Source organism: Streptomyces sp. NPDC057950 (assembly GCF_042887295.1).
Classification (GTDB): Bacteria; Actinomycetota; Actinomycetes; order Streptomycetales; family Streptomycetaceae; genus Streptomyces; species Streptomyces kaempferi.
The window spans coordinates 1-19,222 of sequence record NZ_JBHVPP010000050.1 but is presented as its reverse complement, the minus strand read 5'-3'; the positions used below and the strand labels follow the sequence as shown (position 1 = coordinate 19,222).

General features: G+C 75.2%; 12 protein-coding genes. 2 read left to right on the top strand and 10 right to left on the bottom strand.

The genetic code is table 11. The features are described from left to right. Together ACFVTC_RS42550 and ACFVTC_RS42545 are read right to left on the bottom strand one after the other, a co-directional pair. Positions 1 to 277, bottom strand: a 277-nt coding sequence (locus tag ACFVTC_RS42550) for a carboxyl transferase domain-containing protein (RefSeq protein ID WP_365771852.1), incomplete at its 3' end; no start/stop codon positions are given. A gap of 33 nt (positions 278 to 310) precedes the next feature. Continuing rightward, on the bottom strand, positions 311 to 508 hold the full coding sequence (locus tag ACFVTC_RS42545) for an acyl-CoA carboxylase subunit epsilon (RefSeq protein WP_390135192.1): 198 nt from the start codon (positions 506 to 508) through the stop codon (positions 311 to 313). A gap of 776 nt (positions 509 to 1,284) precedes the next feature. Here ACFVTC_RS42545 and ACFVTC_RS42540 point away from each other — a divergent pair. Beyond that, positions 1,285 to 2,106 carry an AfsR/SARP family transcriptional regulator gene (locus ACFVTC_RS42540; protein WP_168525349.1) on the top strand — a complete coding sequence of 274 codons (822 nt, stop codon included), beginning with the start codon at positions 1,285 to 1,287 and terminating at the stop codon, positions 2,104 to 2,106. A 1,201-nt stretch (positions 2,107 to 3,307) separates the two neighbouring features. Here ACFVTC_RS42540 and ACFVTC_RS42535 read toward each other — a convergent pair. From ACFVTC_RS42535 to ACFVTC_RS42500, 8 genes are all read right to left on the bottom strand, one after another. Further along, a complete protein-coding gene (locus ACFVTC_RS42535; protein ID WP_390135190.1) occupies positions 3,308 to 5,602 on the bottom strand; it encodes a condensation domain-containing protein in 2,295 nt (764 codons plus the stop codon). Between the two features lie 294 nt (positions 5,603 to 5,896). After that, on the bottom strand, positions 5,897 to 6,823 hold the full coding sequence (locus ACFVTC_RS42530) for a 4'-phosphopantetheinyl transferase family protein (RefSeq protein WP_390135188.1): 927 nt from the start codon (positions 6,821 to 6,823) through the stop codon (positions 5,897 to 5,899). 227 nt (positions 6,824 to 7,050) lie between these two features. Then, positions 7,051 to 8,613 (bottom strand): hypothetical protein, encoded by a 1,563-nt coding sequence (locus tag ACFVTC_RS42525; RefSeq protein WP_390135186.1) that lies wholly within the window; start codon positions 8,611 to 8,613, stop codon positions 7,051 to 7,053. Positions 8,614 to 8,643: 30 nt separating this feature from the next. Continuing rightward, on the bottom strand, positions 8,644 to 9,621 hold the full coding sequence (locus ACFVTC_RS42520; protein WP_390135184.1) for an SRPBCC family protein: 978 nt from the start codon (positions 9,619 to 9,621) through the stop codon (positions 8,644 to 8,646). Between the two features lie 824 nt (positions 9,622 to 10,445). Next, a complete protein-coding gene (locus tag ACFVTC_RS42515; protein WP_390135182.1) occupies positions 10,446 to 11,309 on the bottom strand; it encodes a BTAD domain-containing putative transcriptional regulator in 864 nt (287 codons plus the stop codon). Between the two features lie 717 nt (positions 11,310 to 12,026). Further along, positions 12,027 to 12,725, bottom strand: coding sequence for a ScbR family autoregulator-binding transcription factor (locus ACFVTC_RS42510; protein WP_390135180.1), 699 nt, complete (start codon positions 12,723 to 12,725; stop codon positions 12,027 to 12,029). A gap of 561 nt (positions 12,726 to 13,286) precedes the next feature. Continuing rightward, positions 13,287 to 13,973, bottom strand: a complete 687-nt coding sequence (locus ACFVTC_RS42505; RefSeq protein WP_381240001.1) for a ScbR family autoregulator-binding transcription factor — start codon at positions 13,971 to 13,973, stop codon at positions 13,287 to 13,289. A gap of 1,735 nt (positions 13,974 to 15,708) precedes the next feature. Further along, positions 15,709 to 16,773, bottom strand: coding sequence for a cytochrome P450 (locus tag ACFVTC_RS42500; RefSeq protein ID WP_390135194.1), 1,065 nt, complete (start codon positions 16,771 to 16,773; stop codon positions 15,709 to 15,711). 1,540 nt (positions 16,774 to 18,313) lie between these two features. On the opposite strand from ACFVTC_RS42500, the gene ACFVTC_RS42495 reads away from it, so the two are divergent. Then, positions 18,314 to 19,222, top strand: a 909-nt coding sequence (locus ACFVTC_RS42495; RefSeq protein ID WP_390135178.1) for a ScbA/BarX family gamma-butyrolactone biosynthesis protein, incomplete at its 3' end; no start/stop codon positions are given.

Genomic DNA, 19,222 nt, shown 5'->3' with positions numbered 1-19,222 from the left:
CCCAGCCGGTGATCACACCGTCCGTGTACGGCTTCTTGGCCTCCAGGCCGAACCCGGTCGCCCGGTGCCGGCGCAGCTGCTCGACCTCCTGGAAGCTGTTCTCGTCCAGCAGCAGGGCGATGCGTTCGCGGGCGGTCAGCTTGCCCTTGGCGTGCTGGGCGGCGGTCGCCTTCTCGCTGGGGCCCAGCCGGGCCGCCTCACGGATCGCGTGCAGTTCCGCCACACGTCCGCGGATGTCGGTCGGCCCCGGCTCGACGGGGGCGGGGGCAGTGGTCATTGCCATGTCAGGTCCCTTTCTGGGCGAGGTCCGTCACTGCCAGCCGCGCGGGCCGCGGTAGGCCCGGGGCCTCCTCCACCAGCGGGAGCCGTTGACCGGCCTGCCCCGGCGGGCGGGTGCGCCGCCCGCGCCGAGCGCGAGCAGCACCACGGTGAGTGCGGCCAGTTCCTCTTCGTCGGCCCGCCCGCGTTCCACGCGCAGGACGGGTTCGTACTGGTCCGGGGTGCCCATACCTCCTCCCTCCTCCTTCAGCCTTGGGGACACCATCGGTCACCACGCTCAAGAACCGCTCTCACTGCACTCGAAGAGCGCTCCACGCCGCCGCCCGCGACGCCACGGCGGCCAGGCCCACAGCGACAGCGCCCGCGCCGGTGGCGGAGGAACGGCGGCGCCGGACGGCAGTGCGACCCGGCCCGGGAGAGGAGAGGGGAGGAGAGGGGAGGGGCCGGACGGCCGGAGCGCGCGGGGGGCGGGCGGTGGGGTGGGGGTGGCCGGACGCGGCCGGGGTGGAGTGGAGTGGGGTGGGGTGGGGTGGGGTGGGGTGGGCTGGGGTGGGCTGGGGTGGGCTGGGGTGGGGGAAACGCTTCGGCCAGTTGCCGTGGGTGCGGGGTGCGCGGGAGGTGCCCGGCGGGGCGGGCCGGGAGGGCGGGCGCGGGGCGTGCGGCCCGGTGCGCGGCGGGCGCGGGGCGGGGCGGGGACGGGGTGGCTTGACGGCGCCCGCGGCGGTGATTACGGATGCCGCCGGCCGTGGCGCGGGCGCGCGGAAATGGCCGACGGTAGCCGTCTGGAGTGCGGTGACGGCGGAATCAGGAGTTCGATTCGAGCCGCGCTGCAAGCGTCCTCCAGCGCCCCGGACCGCGGGTGGGACACCGGACTTGGAAGTCCGCTCGAGAACGGCTCCAGGAAATCGCTGGGGAGGGACGGCCGCGGCTAGCGTGAGCGGCGGCGCGGATTTCTGGCCACAAAAGGAACGGGACAAGGAGCTCGACGACATACGGAGGAGACCGGTGAGGATTCAGGTTCTGGGTCCGTTGAGTGCCGAGGTCAACGGGGGATCCATCGTTCCGAGCGCAGGCAAGCCGCGGCAGATCCTGTCGCTGCTGGCGTTGTATCCCGGACGGGTGATGCCCGTCCCGACCCTCATGGAGGAGATCTGGGCGACGCAGCCCCCGCAGAGCGCACTGACGACCCTGCAGACCTACATCCTGCAGCTGCGCCGGCGGCTGGGCACCGCGATGGGGCCCGGCGCACCGGGCGGCGCCAAGGAGGTACTGGCCACCCGGCACGGCGGCTATCTGCTGCAGATCCCGCCCGACAGCGTCGACGTGCACCAGTACGACCGTCTGACGCGGGAGGGACAGACCGCGTTCGAGAGCGGCGACGACGAGGTCTCCGCCGCCCGCTTCCGCGAGGCCCTGGGACTGTGGGAGGGCCCCGCCCTGGTCGACGTACGCCTGGGGCCGGTCCTGGAGATCGAGGTGGTCCGGCTGGAGGAGAGCCGGCTGGTCACCGTGGAGCGGCGCATCGACGCCGACCTGCGGCTGGGCCGGCACGCCGAACTCATCGCCGAACTCATCGAACTGACCGCCCGTCACCCCCAGCACGAGGGGCTGCACTCACAGGCCATGGTGGCGCTCTACCGCTCCGGCCGGCAGGCCTCCGCCCTGGAGGTCTACCGCAGGCTGCGGGTCCGGCTGATCGAGGACCTGGGCGTGGAACCCTCCCCCCAGCTGCAACGGCTGCACCAGGCCGTCCTCACCGTCGACCCCCAGCTGGACGTCCTGGCCGGACCGCGCCACAGCTCCACCTACGACCTGTTCACCGCCTGAGCCCGAGCCGGGCCCCGGGAGCCGAGGACACACGCGGCGGCGGCCACCGGCCGGCCCTGCGGCCCCCGAAGGCCCGGCCGGTGACGACACGACAGGAAACCGGCCCCGACCGGCCCCACCACCCCGTCACCCTGCCCGGACCCGGCCCGGCGCCGGGCCGGGTCCGGGCCGGGTCCGGGCCGGGTCCGGGCCAGGTCCGGGCCAGGTCCGGGCCGGGTCCGGGCCGGGTCCGGGCCGGGTCCGGGCCAGGTCCGGGCCGGGTCCGGGCCGGGTCCGGGCCGGGTCCGGGCCAGGTCCGGAGCTGATGCCGGGCCGGGCCCGGCGCGGGGCGCGGGGGCGCCTGCACTCCCGCCCGGCACACCGGGCCCGGGGCAGGGCCGTCCACCTCCCGCCCGCCCCGCCAGGCACCGGATCCGGCCCGCACCGAACCCGCATCGGGCCCCCATCAGGCCCGGGATCAGAGCGGGCCGGGCCGCCCGCGTGTCCGGAGGCCGCCGCGGGAGCGGCACCGCCCGCTGCGCCCACCCCGCCTCTCCAACTCCTCGACGGGAACAGGGGGCGGGCGTATCCGTGCCGCGCGGGTCGACGCTCGACGGAGCCTGCCCGGCGGCGGGCAACGACGGCAGGGACGCTCCGCCCCGGCGCTGTCCCGGCAGCGCCGCGGGGAGGTGGCCGCCGGGACACCACCGCGGCAGCGTCCGCACCCCGCCCGAACCACGCCCTGCCCGAACCACTTCCCGGCGGGCGTCGCCCTGGCGCCGCCCTCGCTGAGCGGCGCGACCAGCGTCCCCACCGGACGGGCCTTGGCGCCCTGCCGGATGCAGCCCAGGGCCGACGACCTGCAGGCCCTGGACACGCACGTGGTCAGCCCCGACGGGTTCGACCACAAGGGTCAGGTGTCCTCCGCGTACGACCTGACGCTCTTCGCCCGGAAGTCGGCCTCGCCGACGCCGACTTCCGGGCCTACTGCTCGACGAGGACCGCGGACTTCCCGGCGGGCGGCAAGAAGACCTTCCAGATCCAGAACACCGACCGCCTGCTGACCGGCGCGTGGGGCGTACCGACGTACGACGGCCGCCTGCCCGGATCACGCCGGGTGCTCACCGGACGTGCGGGTGCGGGCGGCCCGGCGCAGGATTCGGCAGGGCTCCGGGGCAGGATGCGGCGGGCCGGGACTCGGGGGCGGGACTCGGGGAGGGATTCAGCGGGGCGGGGTGAGGGCGGAGCGGACGCCGCGGGCGAGGGCGGACGCGCTGGCGGCGGCGTCGCCGATACCGGTCATGACCACGGCCGCGGCGGGGCCGGTGGCATACGGCAGGTGCTGGGCGAGTTCGTAGGCCGCCCGCCCGCCGGGACCGCATCCGCACAGCACCAGCCGCCGGCCCGGTCCCCGGGCCTGGTGCAGCACGGCCTGCGGCGCGCCGGGCGCGCCCTCGGCGTGCACGGCCACGATCCGCTCCGGGCCCCGGTGGCCGCGGACGAACAGGTCGTAACTGCCCCCGGGCACGCCGGGGACGACGACCAGGCAGATCACGTCCGCGTGGGGGTGTCCGGGCCGCAGCACGCTCAGCGCGGGACGCGGCGGGGGCGGGGCGGGGCGGGCCATGCGCGGGACCGCGGCCCCCGCCAGCACGTCCAGCAGCTGCCCGGCGGTGGCCGCGGCATCCCGGTGTCCGGGCAGCGCGTGCAGCAGGCGCACGCACTGGGCGTGCAGGGCGGCGGCGTCCTCGTCGGCCAGCCGGGCCCGGTCGTGGACGGCGCTGAGGGCCAGACCGCCCTCGGTGTCGTGGCGGGCGGTGAGGGTCAGGGGCCGGCCGGTGGCGCCGGCCGCGGTGCGCGGGCTCCGCACGTCGATGCCCTGGGCGGCGAGTTCACCGCGCAGCGCCTGCGGCAGCGGGAGCGGGCCCTCGAACCGCACGAGGGTGTCGGTGCAGGGGTCGGTGAACGGGCCGGTGAACAGACCGGCCCGGGACGCGGACGGGGCCCCGCCGCTCCACGCGCGGATCGACTCGGTGCCGGCCCACGGATAGGCGGCCAGGTCCAGGAGCGTGTCACGGACCTGGTGCAGCAGACCGGTGAGGGACGCGTCGGGGTCGACGGTCACGGTCATCGGCAGCGGACCGTCCAGCGGGCCGGGGATGCCCGCGGCGCCCGGCAGCGCGATGTCCCGGCCGGACAGCTGCACCCCGAAACTCACCGGCAGCGGGCCCCGCGCGTCCGCCGCCCGGTACAGCAGCAGCGCCCACACCAGGTGCAGGGCGCTGCTCTCCGCCACGCCGCGCAGCGCCGCCCAGGAACGCAGCCGGAAGGTCTGGGCCGCCCGCAGCCGGGTGTGCAGGAGTCCGGGCCCGTGCTGCCCGGTCTTCCCGCCCGGCCGGCCCGGACGGGTCGCGGCGTGCCGCGGCGGCGCGGCCCGCGACCAGAACTGCCGTGCGGCATCGGTGTTCTGGCCGGCCAGCCAGCGGGCGTGGTCACGCAGGTCGGGACGGCGTTCCCCGCCGGGCAGCACACCGCCCGCGGCATAGGCGCGGTAGAACTCGCGCAGCAGCAGGTGCACACCCCGCTCGTCCAGCAGCGCCGGATGGTAGGTCAGCAGCACCCGCGGGGGCGGGGCCGGCGCGGCGGCCGAGGACGCCCCCCGCAAAAGGGTCAGACGCAGCAGGCCCGGCCGGTGCAGTGCGAAACCCCGCGCCCGGTCGCTGCGCAGCAGCTGCGCCCAGGTGACGGCGGTACGGGAGTGGACGGCGATGTCGGCATCGGCGCGGGCGTGCAGCACCAGACGGGGCGAGGCGACCCAGTCGAAACAGGCCCGCAGCACCGACTCCCGGTCGACGACCGACTGCCAGGCCGCGGCGAACCGGGCCACGTCCAGCGGCCCCGACCAGTCCCAGTACAGCTGCTCCAGATGACCGCCCCCGCCCCCCGCACCGTCCGCACCGTCCGCGCCGTCCCCGCCCCGCACGCCGTCCGCGCCGTCCGTGCCGTCCGCGCCGCTGGTGCTGTCCGTGTGGTCGCCGTGATCGTCGTGGTCGCCGTGATCGCCGTGATCGCCGTGATCGCCGTGATCGCCGTGATCGCCGTGATCGCCGTGATCGCCGTGATCGCCGTGATCGCCGTGATCGCCGTGGTCGCCGTGGTCGCCGGCGGCGGCGAGGGCCGCGATCAGCAGGGTCTGCTGGTGTCCGGTGACCGGGAGGACCTCACCGCCCGGCGGGGGCGGGGCCAGCACGTCGGCCAGCAGTTCCGCGGGCAGCGGGACGCCGCCCGGCACGGCGGCGGGCGGGGTCAGGCGCAGGATGTGACGGCCGGGCCGGTGACCGTCCAGCACGACGTCGAAGGCACGGTGGCGCTGCGCGAGACGGGCGGCGACCGTCTCGGCGTCCGCCGGGCCCAGCGGGCCGCACAGTTCCAGCACGAACGGTCCCCCCGGCGCGGGCGCACCCGGCTCGTGGACCACGGCGAGAACGGCGCCCCGCGGCGCGTACCGGCTGCTCATCCGCCCTCCCGGGAACCAGGGACCACACCCGCGGCACACCAGCGGACCGGCTCCCCGCTCCCCCTACCGCACCGCCCGGACCACACCGGCACACCCGGCAGGACCACCTGGGCGGGCCGGGCGGACCGGGCGGACCGTGGGGACACCCGTGGTCGTGGTGCCCGGCCGGCGTCCGGCCGGGCAGCGGCGAAAGCTGCCGCCCGGCCGGACGCCGGCGGCACAGGACCGCGCGGGGGCGGGCGGGACGGTGTGCGGTGGGGTGGCTGCACGGTGGTTCACGACGCCCGCCTCTCGTCATGTCGGCTGTGCGCCGGAGCTGCCCGGCAGCGGCCAGCCTAGCGTCGCCGCAGGTGGGAGGCCTGTTTCCTCGAGCGGGTGTGGAGCGGGCCGCGAAGCGGTCTCGACCGGGAGCAGCGGTCGGTGGGCGGCGCTGACCAGATAGCGGTCGTGGACGAGGTGGGTGGCGAGAGTCCACCGCGGCGCGCCGGCCGGCTCGTCGGCCAGGACCGTACGGCCCTGCTCGTCCCGGCTGAAGCCGAACGCGGCGAAACGGCGCCGCATGCCGTGCCCGAGTGCCTTGGTGTAGGCCTCCTTGAGCGTCCACAGGTGCAGCAGCCGCGCCGTGCGGTCGTCCTCGGGCAGCGCGGCGAGTCCGGCGGCCTCGGCGGGGGTGCACACGTAGGAATGCAGCAGGTCGAAGGACGGCCGGCGGGTGAGGGGTTCGGCGTCCACCCCGATCGGCCCGGTACGCGAGACGGCGACCACGATCAGCTCGTCGGTGTGCGCCAGGCTCACCTCGGTGCCGGCCAGGCCCCGCAGATGGGGGCGGCCGCCGGGCCGGTAGGCGAGGTCGAGGGCGTCCGCGGGCAGGTGCAGGGCGGCGGCCGCGGTGTGCTTGAGGACCATCCGCGAGGCGGCGAAACGCAGCCGGCCGGCCGGCGCGGCCGTCTGCCGGTAGCGCGGCCAGTCACGGCCGAGCAGGTCCCGCAGCCCCGGATCCAGCAGCGCGGACGCCAGCCACTGCCCCCAGGTGGTGTGCACCAGGACGTGACCGCGGCCGGCCAGCTGGTCGCGGACCTCCTCCCAGGGACCCTCGGGACCGGCCACGTGCAGCGGCGGCCCGAGCAGCACCCCGCCCCCCGCACCCGCCCGGCCCGCCCGGCCCGCCCGGCCCGGCAGATCCTGCAGATCCGGCAGATCCGGGCCGCCGCCACCCGGCACGCCGGGCAGAGCGGCCCCCTCCGGGCCGCCCGGGGCAGGCCCCTGCGGGGCAGGCCCCTGCGGGGCGGGCCCGTCCAGGCCGGGCGCAGCGGACCTGTCCGGGGCAGAACCCGGGCCGTCCGGGGCGGGGACGTCCGGGCGGAAGGGGTGCGGGCGGGCGGGATGCGGGCGGGCGGGGTGCGGGCGGGCGGGGCCGCTGCTGCCCGGGGCGGCCGGGCCGTGTGTGTTCACCACAGCACCCGGGTGGCGTAGATGTCGCAGTCCACGCCGCCCCGGACCCGGCCGGCGAGCTCCGCCCAGACCTGTTCACGCGGGTCGGCGGCCGGGCCGGGCAGCGGCACCCCGAGCCGTTCGGTGATACCCGACAGAGCCAGCAGCGCCCAGTGCGGACCGCCCAGGAACAGACCACGCCCCCCGTCGGCGCCCTCCTGGACCCCGAGCACGGCGGCGGCCAGCCACAGCAGCGCCTGACGGTCCGCCAGCGCCCGTACGGCCGGACCGTCAGGACCGTCCAGACCCGCCGCGCGGCACGGACGGCGCAGCGCGCGCTGCTCGCTCAGCAGCCGCCGGGCCACACCGGCCAGCGCGGCACGGTCCGGATCACCGCCGGCCGGACGGACCGCGGCACGCGACAGCCCCGACAGCACCACCCCGTCCCCACCCCCACCCCCGTACCCGTCCAGCCCGTCCAGCCCGTCCAGCCCGTCCAGCCCGTCCAGCCCGTCCAGCCCGTCCAGCCCGTCCAGCCCGTCCAGCCCGTCCAGCCCGTCGTGCCCGTGCTGCCGGTTCGTGCCGGGGGCGGCTGCGGTGACGGCGGAACCGGGGCCCGGACCGGAGGCGGTGCCGGGGTCGGGTTCGTGGTCGGCGAGCCGGAACAGGGCCGGGAGGGCGGTGTGCTGCGGGCCGGGGCTCTCGGCCAGGGCCGGCAGGGCCCGTACCAGGTGTGTCTGCCAGGATCCGGCGGCTGCCGCGTCCACGCCGGCCGCGGGGAGGTCGCCGGCCAGTTTCGCCAGCATGCGGCCCTCCAGGCCGGCGGGCCCGTGACCGCATTCGGTCAGGACCAGGTCGAGCTGGGCCAGTACGTCGGCCACCACCGTCGGCACCACATAGCCGGCCACCGCGGGCAGCAGCGCGCCGGACACCGCACCGGCCGGGCGGCGCAGCGCCACGCTGGTCAGGCTCTCGCAGGCCAGCAGGTCGGCGAAGACGGCGGCGAGCACCGGCCGCCACTGCCGCAGGGCCGGCTCGCCGTGGCAGCGGCCGGCCACGATCCGCGCGGCCTGCCGCAGCACGGTACCGGTGGCGGCCAGCAGTGCCGCGGGGCCCAGCAGCGCGGCGGGCACCGGGCACAGCCCGGCGGCCGCGGCGCACGCGTGTCCCAGGGCCACGTCCCGGCGCAGGACCGGCCGCAGGGCACGCACCAGCTGGTCGGCGGCCCGTATCCGGCCAAGTCCCGCCGCCGCCAGGAGCCCGGCCCGCCCCTCCCCCGCACTGCCCGCACTGCCCGCACCGCCCGCACCGCCCGTACCCCCGGTGACGCTGCCGGTGGTGGTGAGGGAGGTGGTGAGGGCGGGCAGGCCGTAGGGGTTGGCGGCGTCCCGGGGGTCGCCGAGCAGGGCCTCCAGACGCAGCGCGGCGAGTGCCACCTCCAGGGGCGGCGGCAGCGCGGCATAGCGGTGCGCGACGGCCCGGCGGGGCCCGGGCACCACACCGCCACCGCGGCGGCCGGGGCCGGGGCCGGTGGGGAGGGCGGCGGGGACGGTGCGGGGGGCGGGACGGGTGACGGCCACGGGCGGCCTCCTGTTCATCTGTTCATCTGTTCATCGCAGACGGCGGACGGTGCTCTCCGCATGCCACTTGGCCAGGCCCAGTGCCTGTCTGTCGGCCCGGGACAGCCAGCCGTGCACATGCCGGCGGGCCTCCAGGAGGCTGGTGTTCGCGCCGAGTTCCCCGGCGACGGCGTCCTGCCGGAGCATCACCCGGTGGGCGGCGACGACCGTCACTCCGGAGGCGTCCGGCAGCAGCGACCACTCGCCGCTGTGGGCGGCGAGCAGGCGGGGCGGACGCGTCTCCTTGTAGACGATCCGCCCGGCGTGCGGGAAACACAGCCGTACCGCCCGGGTGGTGACGGTCCCCGCGCCCTGCGCGGCGCAGGTGTCCACCAGCACCATCTGGATGCCCGGCGTGTCCTCGCGCACCCGGGTCCCCTCGACGTGCGGCAGCCGCTCCGGCCAGTCCTCGACGCGGTAGAGGAAGTCGTAGACCAGCTCGGCGGGGCCCTCGACACGGATCCGGTCCTCGAAGGACAGCAGCAGCTCGTCGAGTTCCTCCCACCGCTCGGCCGCCCCACGGACCTGGCCGAGCCGGCGCCGTACGTCGGCGGCGCCATCGCCGCGCAGGAGGCTGTCGCCCGCGGCGAGCAGCACGGGCAGCACCCGTTCCTGACGCAGGCTCAGCACGCACCGGGTCTCACCCGCCGGGCGTACCGTCCACACCCCCGAGGTCACCATGCCCGCACGGGCCTGGTCCTCCTCCTCGAAGACGACACTGCGGTCCTGCGGCCGCAGCACCCGCCGGGTGTGCCGGGACCGGACGTGGCCGCCCGGGGCACCGGCCTCCTCGGCCACCTCCCACACGAGCAGCCGTTCGCGCACACCGTCGAAGTCCAGCCGCTCGACGTGCACGTACGAGGGCAGGAACACCGGCCAGCGCACGGCATCGGCCAGCAGCCCGTAGACCACACCGGCCGGAGCGGCCACCTCCACGGCGTCCCCGCCGGCGTGCACGCGCGACGACATGCCAGCCCCTCCTCCCGCGGATGCCCCCACCCTGCCCCACCCCACTCGAGCCCGCCTCGCGCCCACACCGGCCCCCGCTCCCCCACCGGCACACCGCCCCGAACCCGAACACCCCCGCCCACCCCACCGACCCGGACAACCCCGCCGACCGACCGGCCCGACCGGCCGGCCCGACCGACCCGGACAAGCCCGCCGCCCCGACCGATCCCACCGACCCGCACGACTGCACCGGCATGTCCCCGGCGTGCACCGGCACGGCGGGCACCAGCGTGCACCGGCACGGCGGGCACCAGCGGGCACCGGCACGGCGGGCGCCGGCGGCCGGTGGCGGGGAGCGGCTTCGCACGGCACCACCCGGGTTTCGCACGGCACCACCGGGTTTCGCGCGGCACGCCCGGCGCGGCCGGGCATATCCGGCCCCCGAGGCGGCGGCCCGCACCGCGCGCCGAGCCCGACGGGCCCCGGCCAAGTGCCCCTGCCCCGGGGGGCCGCGCCCGGTGCCTGACCGCCCGGACCGCCCGGCGCGGCTCGGCGCGGCTCGGCGCACCGGACGGTCCGCTCGGTCCGCTCGGTCCGGACGGTTGGTCGGCACCCGTCGGCACCCGGGGCCCCGTGAGGAGGAACCAGCGCCCGGAGCCGGTGAGTTGGGGGCCGGTGACCCGAGAACTGCGACCCGAGAGTCACACCCCGGAAGCCGGGGCCCAGGCCGGGGTCGGGGTCGGGGGTCGGGGTCGGGGGTCGGGGTCGGGGGTCGGGGGTCGGGGTCGGGGCCATGAAGGCGGGGCGGGAATGCTGTTGGGGCCGGGGTGGGAGTGCGGGGGGGGTCAGCCGACCGGGGCGGCGAGCCGTCCGCTCCCGGCGGGTCCCGTGCCGGGAGCGGCGGGAGCGGCCCCGGCCGTCGTGGTGGCGGGTGAGCCGTCCGGACGGGCCATCAGGATGGAACGCTGCAGCTTGCCCAGCGCCGCCGAGGGTTCCAGGCCCAGACCGCGTACCAGGGTGGCCCGCAGCCGCTGGTAGGCGTCCAGGGCCTCGCCCCGGCGCCCGGAGCGGTACAGGGCCAGCATGTACTGCCCGCACAGGCTCTCGTGGGTGGGATACCGGCTGACCAGCACGGTCAGCTCGGCGAGCAGTTCACGGTGGCGGCCCAGGCGCAGATCGGCCTCGATGCGCTGGTCCAGCGCGCACAGCCGGCTCTCCTCCAGCCGTTTGACCTGGGTGGCCAGGTGCGGGCCCGCCTGTACGTCGGCCAGCGGCGGCCCGCTCCACAGCGCGAGCGCGGCCCGCAGGTGCCGGGCCGCGCCGGGGAAATCCGCCCCGTCCATCGCCCGGTAGCCCAGCCCCGCCAGCCGCTCGAACTCCCGCACGTCGCTGCTGCCCTCACCGCTCTTGAGGAGATACCCGCCCGGCACGGTCAGCAGCACGTCCTTGGCACTGCGGTGCCCGCCCGGATCCCTCTCCAGCGCCGCGGTGATCAGCTCACGCAGCTGCAGGATGTACGTCTGCAGGGTGGGCCGTGCACTGCGCGGCGGCTGCGCGCCCCACAGCTCCTCGCTCAGCATGCCCACCGGCACCATCTGGTCGGCATGCAGGACCAGCAGCGCCAGCACCTGCCGCGGCTTGGGAGCGGTCGGGGTGATCGAGATGCCCTTCTCCCGCACAGCAAGTGTGCCGAGTATGTCGGTGTCCACGCCGTCTCCCCTGTCCGTTCGCCGCCATCTGCCAGACCCCGGGACCACGCACCAGCCACCGCGTCCCCGCCGCCCTGCCGCACAACCATCCGGTCCGAACCCGGACCCCGTACCAGGACACCAACCCACCGGCCTGGTGGCCTGGTGGCCGCCGCTGCGTCGGTCCACCGGCCGGCCCTCAGGCCCGCCGGCTCCAGACCGCCGCAACTTCAGGCCCGCAAGCCCGCAAGCCCGCCGGTCTGCTGGTCCTCAGGTGTGCCCGCGGGCCGTCCTGCCGGCCCGTCAGCCGGCCCCGTGCTGCCGGGACCTGCCACCGGGCCGCGGACCGACTGCCGTCCCCGTGCTTCCCGGCACACCCGAGTAAAAAACAGCATGGACGGTATGTCAATCTCAAACCGGTCGTCGTGTTTTCTCTCCGCCGGTACTCGAGACCCCCTCCAGGGAACCCGACTTTTGCCGCACAACGCCCCGGCCAGGCGGAACAGCGGCCCTCCGGGATCGCACCCCGCGCGACTTGACCTCTCCATTGCCCGACCATGCGGTCTGTTTACCCGGGGCGGGAGCGCAGCCCCCGCCCCGGAGCAAGGCCGGATCCCCGGCGGCGGTCCGGCCTTCGGGCGGCAGAACCGGACCGCGGCCCGAAGGCCGGACCACCGCCGGGAGCCGGGCTGCCACCGGAAAGCGGGCTGCCGCGGGGAGGCGGGCTGCTGCCGGACGTCAGGAACCGGGGGCGGGGAGGGACCGGCTGCCAGCGGGGGCGGGGCCGGTGTCGGCGGCGGGTATGCCCGGCCGGGCCGTCCGCCGGGGCGGGGGTGCGGCGAGGCCGGGCAGCAGCAGGGCCCAGAACTGTTCCACCAGATGCGGGGAGAGGTGGAAGCGGTGGCGGGAGGCGAGGCCGGCCAGCCCGAGGGTGGCGGCGACCACGGCCACCGCGGCCGCCTCCGGGGAGACCCCCTCCGCCAGCTCGCCCGCGCCGTGGGCCTCGCGCAGCAGTGCGTGCACCCACTCGCTCCACCACCGGCCCGGCCCCTCACCGCTCTTGCGCGAGGGATCCCCGCCCAGCCCGAACCCGGCCCGCAGCACCGGGTCGGACGACAGGCCCAGCACCAGTTCACCGCTGACATCCACCAGCAACTGCAGCCCCGCACCCGCCCCGGCGGGGCCGCCCGGCACCCTGCCCGGCGGCGCGTCCCGCCGCGCGGCCAGCCGCTGCAGGGAGACGGTCGCCGCCGCCTCCACCTCACGGGCCAGCAGATCCTTGCTCGGGAAATGGAAATGCAGCGCCCCGGTACTCACCCCGGCCCGCCGGCTGATCGCCGGCAGCGAGGCGAGGGCATACCCGTCATCGGCGAACACCTCGGCCGCCGCCCGGACCAGGGCCTGACGCGTACGTGCCGCCCGAACCTGCTTGACCATCCCGCCTCCTCCCGGACCCGCACCGCCCCGCCGCCACGGCGGACACCCCCGGGCACTCCGAGGCCACACCCTATCAAACCGCACGCGCGGTATGTTTCACTGCGAGGAGAGCTCCCCGCACCCCGCCTGCAGACACCGGCCCGGCCCGCCACCAGCCCCGGCACCCCAGACCCCCGGCCCCCATCACGGCCGCCCGGCCACGGACACGGACCGCACGGACCGAAGAACCGGCCACAGCCCGCACCACCACCCCCGGCACCCGCACACCGCGCGGGCGGACGCCCGGCCCACCCCGCGGAGCCGCTCAGCCCGAGCCGCTCCGCACGCACGAACCCGTGCGCGGAGCGGTGCACGGGATGCGGGCCGGACGAGGGGCCGCGAGGCAGGCCGCAGGGGACGGGGGCGCCGGCCTGCCGCCACGCTCCGCGGCGGCACTCGACGCCCGCTCGCACCCGCCCGGAGCCGGACCCCGCCCACCCGCCGCCCCCTCGACCTGCACGTCCGCGACTGCGCGACCGCGGACGGGCGGGCGGGCTGCGGGGGTGGTGGGCGGGTGCGGTGTCAGGCGGGAGCGGCGACCTCGTCCAGGTCCCCCAGCTCCCCCGCCTCGGCGGCCAGCCGCTCGCCCTCGGCGGCGACCTCGGCGGCCCGGGCCGGGTCGGTGACCAGCTTCCCGAGCACCGCGGGCACCGCGATGCTCGGCAGCAGATGCTCGAACAGCGCGGACACCCGCCGCTCCAGATCCTCCCGGCCCGCCAGCGTGTGGGAGTAGACCTGCACACCCGTCCACGCGGCCGAGAACACCCACGCACTCTCCGCCGGGTCCACATGCGGCAGCAGTTCACCCTGCTCCCGCGCCTCACGCAGCACCTTCTCCGTCGCATCCAGCCAGGTCGTGATCGTCCAGGTGCCGAAGATGGCCCCCATCTCCTGGCCCAGCGAAAGTCTCGCCGAGGCACTCACCACCGGGTTGCGGCGCATCCGGTACGCCAGCGACAGCCCCATGTCCACCAGCTCCTGCAGCTTGCTCGCCCGGGGCGCCAGCGTGAAACCCGAGAACTGCTCCGCCAGCACCCCCTCCGCCAGCGCCTGCTTCGAGGGGAAATGGAAGTACAGGGCCCCCTTGGTCACACCCGCCCGGGTCAGCACCTCACCGATCGTGGCGGCCTCATACCCGCGCTCGTCGAAAACCGACGCCGCCGCATTCAAAATCGCCCGCCGGGTGCGAATCGCACGCTCCTGCCGCACCACGAACCCTCCAGTGGTCGTTCCTCACTCCATCGCAAGATGTTTTCCTTGCAACCACTCCAAACCAAACCAGGTAGTCCGTATTTTCACAAGGGCGGCGCCCCCGCCACCACCCCGCCCCGGCTCAAAACCCCGCCCCCGCCCACCCCCGCACCACCCCGCCCCGACCCGCCCCCCACCGGGACGGACAACACCTCCACCCCCCACCCGCCACCCCCCACACCCACCCAACCGGAAGTCCGGATTCAACCGGTCCCCGCCCACCCCGCCCCACCCTCAAACCACCACACCCGCACACCCCACCGCACACCAACCCCACCCAACAGCCCACACAGCCAGACCACGACACAACCCCACAAGAGACCGACACCGCCCCCACCCACACCACCCAACCCACACCCCTGCACCCACCCGCCGCCCAGGCCGGGGGCCGGGGCCGGAGGTTGGGGCCGGGGGTTGGGGCCGGGGGTTGGGGGTTGGGGCCGGGGGTTGGGGCGAACAAGTCCGTCCCGGCGGACACCACCGAACAGACCGCCTCCCGGACACCGGACCGCCCTGCCGGAGCGGTGCCCGGCACCGCCACCCCCGAACGGAAAACCACCAGGCCACACAGGCCACCCCCTCCCGGCACAAGGAAGGCGGCAGGCACCGCCCGCCGGCCCGGGCCCGAACCCGGCCGGCCCTCCGTGCGCGCCGGCCATACCGCCCCGGCACACACAGCAGAGGAACCCCCACGACCACGACCACGACCACCACGACGTCACCACAACAACGTCACGAAGGCGACATCACCAACTCCCCCCGGCAGCAGGCCTCCAGGCCCCCGGACACAGCCGTACGCCACCACGACCGAAAGACACCCCGCCCCGGTTCACACACCCCCACCAGCCCACCGGCCCGGCACGAAAACCCCCGCACCTCCCCGCCACCACCACACCCGGCCCCCACCCACACCCACACCCGCACGGCCCGAGCACCCACCGGCCGAGAACTCCCCCACCCACAGTCCCCAACCCACCCGCCACAGCCACCACGGCCGCCACAGCCAAGAAGCAAGACAACCCAAGACAAGACAGCCCCCGACGGCACAGAGGCAGGACGAGGCGAGACGAAGTGAGGTGAGGTGAGGCCTGGTTGCAGCCGGTGCCCCCGGCCGGCGCCCTGCCCGGCACCCACGGGTCCGCCGCCCGAGGACAGCCAGGGGCACCCCAGGACACACACCGCAAGAGCACACGCAACGCGGCCCCGCCGAAAGCGACAACAGCAGTCGGCAGCAGCCCGCACAGGCCGGCACCCCCACGGCCCCCAGCCGCCCGCAGCCGCCCCCGGACCAGGACGGACCCCGGCCCCGACCACCACCCGGCCACGGCCCGCACCCCTCACACCCGGGCCACCGTCACCCCACCGGCCCCGACGCTGAACCAGCACCCGAGACGAAAGACACCCGGCCCGACACACCCGCAACACCCCGACGCACACCGCACACCGGCCCGGACAGACAGACCACACGCTGCCCCACCAGGCCCACACCACACACAACAGCCCCACTCACAACCCGAACCCCGGCCAACCCACCATGCCCGGCAAACTCCACCAGGCCCACCCCGCCCGGCAGGCCAGGCCGTCCGGCCCGCCCGGCAGGCCAGGCCGTCCGGCCCGCCCGGCAGGCCAGGCCGTCCGGCCCGCCCGGCAGGCCAGGCCCGTCGGACCGGCGCAGTCCCGCAGCCCCGACCGCTCACACAGCCGCAGCGGCCGCCGGACCCGGCACCACCGGCAGCACACGCGGCCCGTTCGAAATGAACGACTCCGTACGCGGCAACTCCCCCGGCCCGAACGCCGCCCGCATCCGCGGGAAACGCCCGAACAACGCCCGCAACGCGATCTCCGCCTCCAGCCGCGCCAACGGCGCCCCCAGGCAGTAATGCACCCCATGACCGAACGACAGATGCTCCCGCCGCGTCTCCCGCGTCACATCGAACACATCCGCATCCTCCCCATGCACCCCCCGATCCCGCCCCGCCGCCGCGAACGACATCACCAGCGCATCCCCCCGCTCGATCACCGTCTCCCCCACCCGCACATCCTCCACCGCATACCGCAAAATCCCATTCGCCCCCGGCGCCTCCACCCGCACCGCCTCCTCCACCACATCCCCCCACGACACCCGCCCCGACCGCACCAACTCCAGCTGACCCGGATCCCCCAGCAACAACGCCACCGCATTGCCCAGCAGATTCACCGTCGGCTCACACCCCGCACTCAACAACATGATCAAGTTGTCGACCAACTCCTTCTCACTCAACCCCCCACCCCCCACGCCACCCGCACCCGCACCGCCCGTACCGGCACCCGCGCCACCCGCGTCACCCGCGTCACCCGCCGCGATCAGCGCACTCGTCAGATCCTCACCCGGACAACGCCGCTTGAACGCGACCAACTCCCCCATCGTCGAATACAACGCCCGGTAATTCCGCTGCGCCTCCACCGACGACACCGACGTATCGAAAAACCCGTCAATGATCTCCCGCAACGGCCCCCGGAACTCCTCCGGAATCCCGAACAACTCCAACATCACCCGCCCCGGCAACGGCAACGCGAACAACTCCCGCACATCCACCACCCCACCCCCAGCCCGCCCCGCCGCCTCCTCCACCCCATCCAGCAGACCCCCCGCGATCTCCTCCACCCGCGGCCCCAACAACGCCACCCGCCGCGCCGTGAACGCCGACGCCATCAACCCCCGCAACCGCCGATGCTCCGCCCCGTACGACGTCACCAAATTCTCCACCGACACCCACACCGCCAACGGCCAACTCCCCGACACCTCCCCCCGCCGCCACGCCGGCCAATGCCGATACGCATCCTTCGACACCCGCCCATCCGTCAACAACCCCCGCATCACCCCCGCATCCGTCACCACCCACGCCCCCACCCCACCCGGCAACACCACCCGCGACACCGCACCCCGCCCCCGCAACACCGCCGCCTCCCCCTGCACATCCCGCCCCAACCCATCCAACACAAACGGACACCCCCCACCCCCCACCCCAACCAACCCCACCGACCTGGCCGTCTCCACCCCGACCGCCCCCACCGACCCAGCCAACCCGGGCACCTCCACCCCGACCGCCCCCACCGGCCCGGCCGTCTCCACCCCGACCAGCCCCACCGACCCAGCCAACCCGGGCACCTCAACCCCGACCGGCCCCACCGGCCCAGCCACAACCGCCTCACTCCCGACCGGCCCGACCCCCTCACTCCCCGCCAGGCCGGCCGGCCCGCTCACAGCCGCCTCACCCCCGCCCCGCCCGTCCAGCCCGCCCCGCCCGTCCAGCCCGTCCAGCCCGTCCAGCTCACCGCGACCCTGCTCACGCCCATCCAGCCGACGCACCATCAGACCCTCCCCGCAGACAGTGAAAACACCGGAAAAACCACAACGACACGAACCAACACAGCAATACGAACAACCACCAACAACAAAAAACCGTCACAAAACGCCGACCTACAGCACCACACAGCACACCCCACCCCACCGACAACCAACCCCCACACGCCCCCAGCACCACCACCCCTACCGCCCGCACCCGCAACTCCCGCAACCACATCAGCCGCAACCACCCGGCACCGCGCCACGAGGACACCACCAACACACACCCACACCCCCACCAGGAACGACGCAGACACCACACACCGGCCCCCACCCACCCGCCCCGAAACCCCGCACCACCCCCAACCCCCAACCCCCACCCCCGACCCCCGCACGGCCCACCCCCGGCCGGCACCCCCAACACCCCACACCACCAGCACCGGACCCACCCGGCACCCCCCACCAGCACCGCCACCCACAGCACCGGCCCACACCCTCACACCACCCGCACCCATGCCCATACCGGTGCCAGCGCTCACGCCGGTACCAGTGCTCACGCCAGCGCTCGCGCCGGTACCGGTGACAGCGACGGTGACGGCGCCGGCCGGGCAGGTCCGGACCCGCCCAAAACAGCACCCAAACCAAACCGCTCAGCCGGTTTCACCATAGCCCCCGAACCCGCCACCCGCGAGAGCCCGACCCCCACCACCACCCCCGCCACCGAGCCTCGCACAGCACCCCGCACCCACGGAAGACACCACCAGAACGGAATACAACCCCCCGTTTACCCGGAAAGATCCCCACCCCGCCCACCCCCCGACCCCGGACCCCCCACACCCCGGCCACCCACCCCCACACCCGACCACCGACCGCGAAATTCCCCGCCCACCCTTGAAAAGAAAACCGGTAGGTTCGTATCTTATGACCCTGCACGGTCGATCCCAGCCCACCCAACGGCGCAACGGAGACACCCATGGCCCTGCTCACCGTCCACCAGGACAACCACCCCACCCCCAAAACCACCCCCGCCCCCACCCCCGGGACAGCCACCACCCCACCCCCACCCCCCACCCCCATGCCCCGCCTCACCACCACCGTCCCCCGCGAATACGTCCACCGCTCAAGCCTCGCCGAGGTCTTCCTCACCGGCAGCGAAAAAACCGGCGACAACCACTACACCCTCACCGCCCAATGGCCCCGCGCCCACACCTTCTACACCACCCCCGACGGCACCCACCACGACCCCCTCCAAGCCGCAGAAACCATCCGCCAAACCGGCCTCTACCTCGCCCACGCCGAACTCGGCGTCCCCCTCGACCACCACTTCCTCATGTGGAACATCCACCTCACCACCCACCCCCAACACCTCCACATCGGCCCCACCCCCACCGACCTCACCCTCACCGCCACCTGCACCACCCTCCGCTACAAAGGCAAACGCCTCGCCGACTTCACCATGCACATCCACATCACCCGCAACGGCCACACCACCGCCACCGGCGGCGGCCAATTCACCTGCCTCACCCCCACCACCTACCAACGCATCCGCCAACCCCACACCACCCACCCCACCCCCCAACCCCCCACCCCCCACACACCCCCCACCGACCCCACCCCCTACGGCCGCACCCTCCCCCTCGACCTCGTCCTCACCCCCACCCCCACCCCCCACACCTGGCAACTCACCCCCAACCCCCACCACCCCATCCTCTTCGACCACACCACCGACCACATCCCCGGCATGGTCCTCCTCGAAGCCGCCCGCCAAGCCACCCACACCCACACCCACCCCACCCCCACCCACCTCACCACCCTCCACGCCACCTTCCACCGCTACACCGAACACCACACCCCCACCTACATCACCACCCACCACACCAAC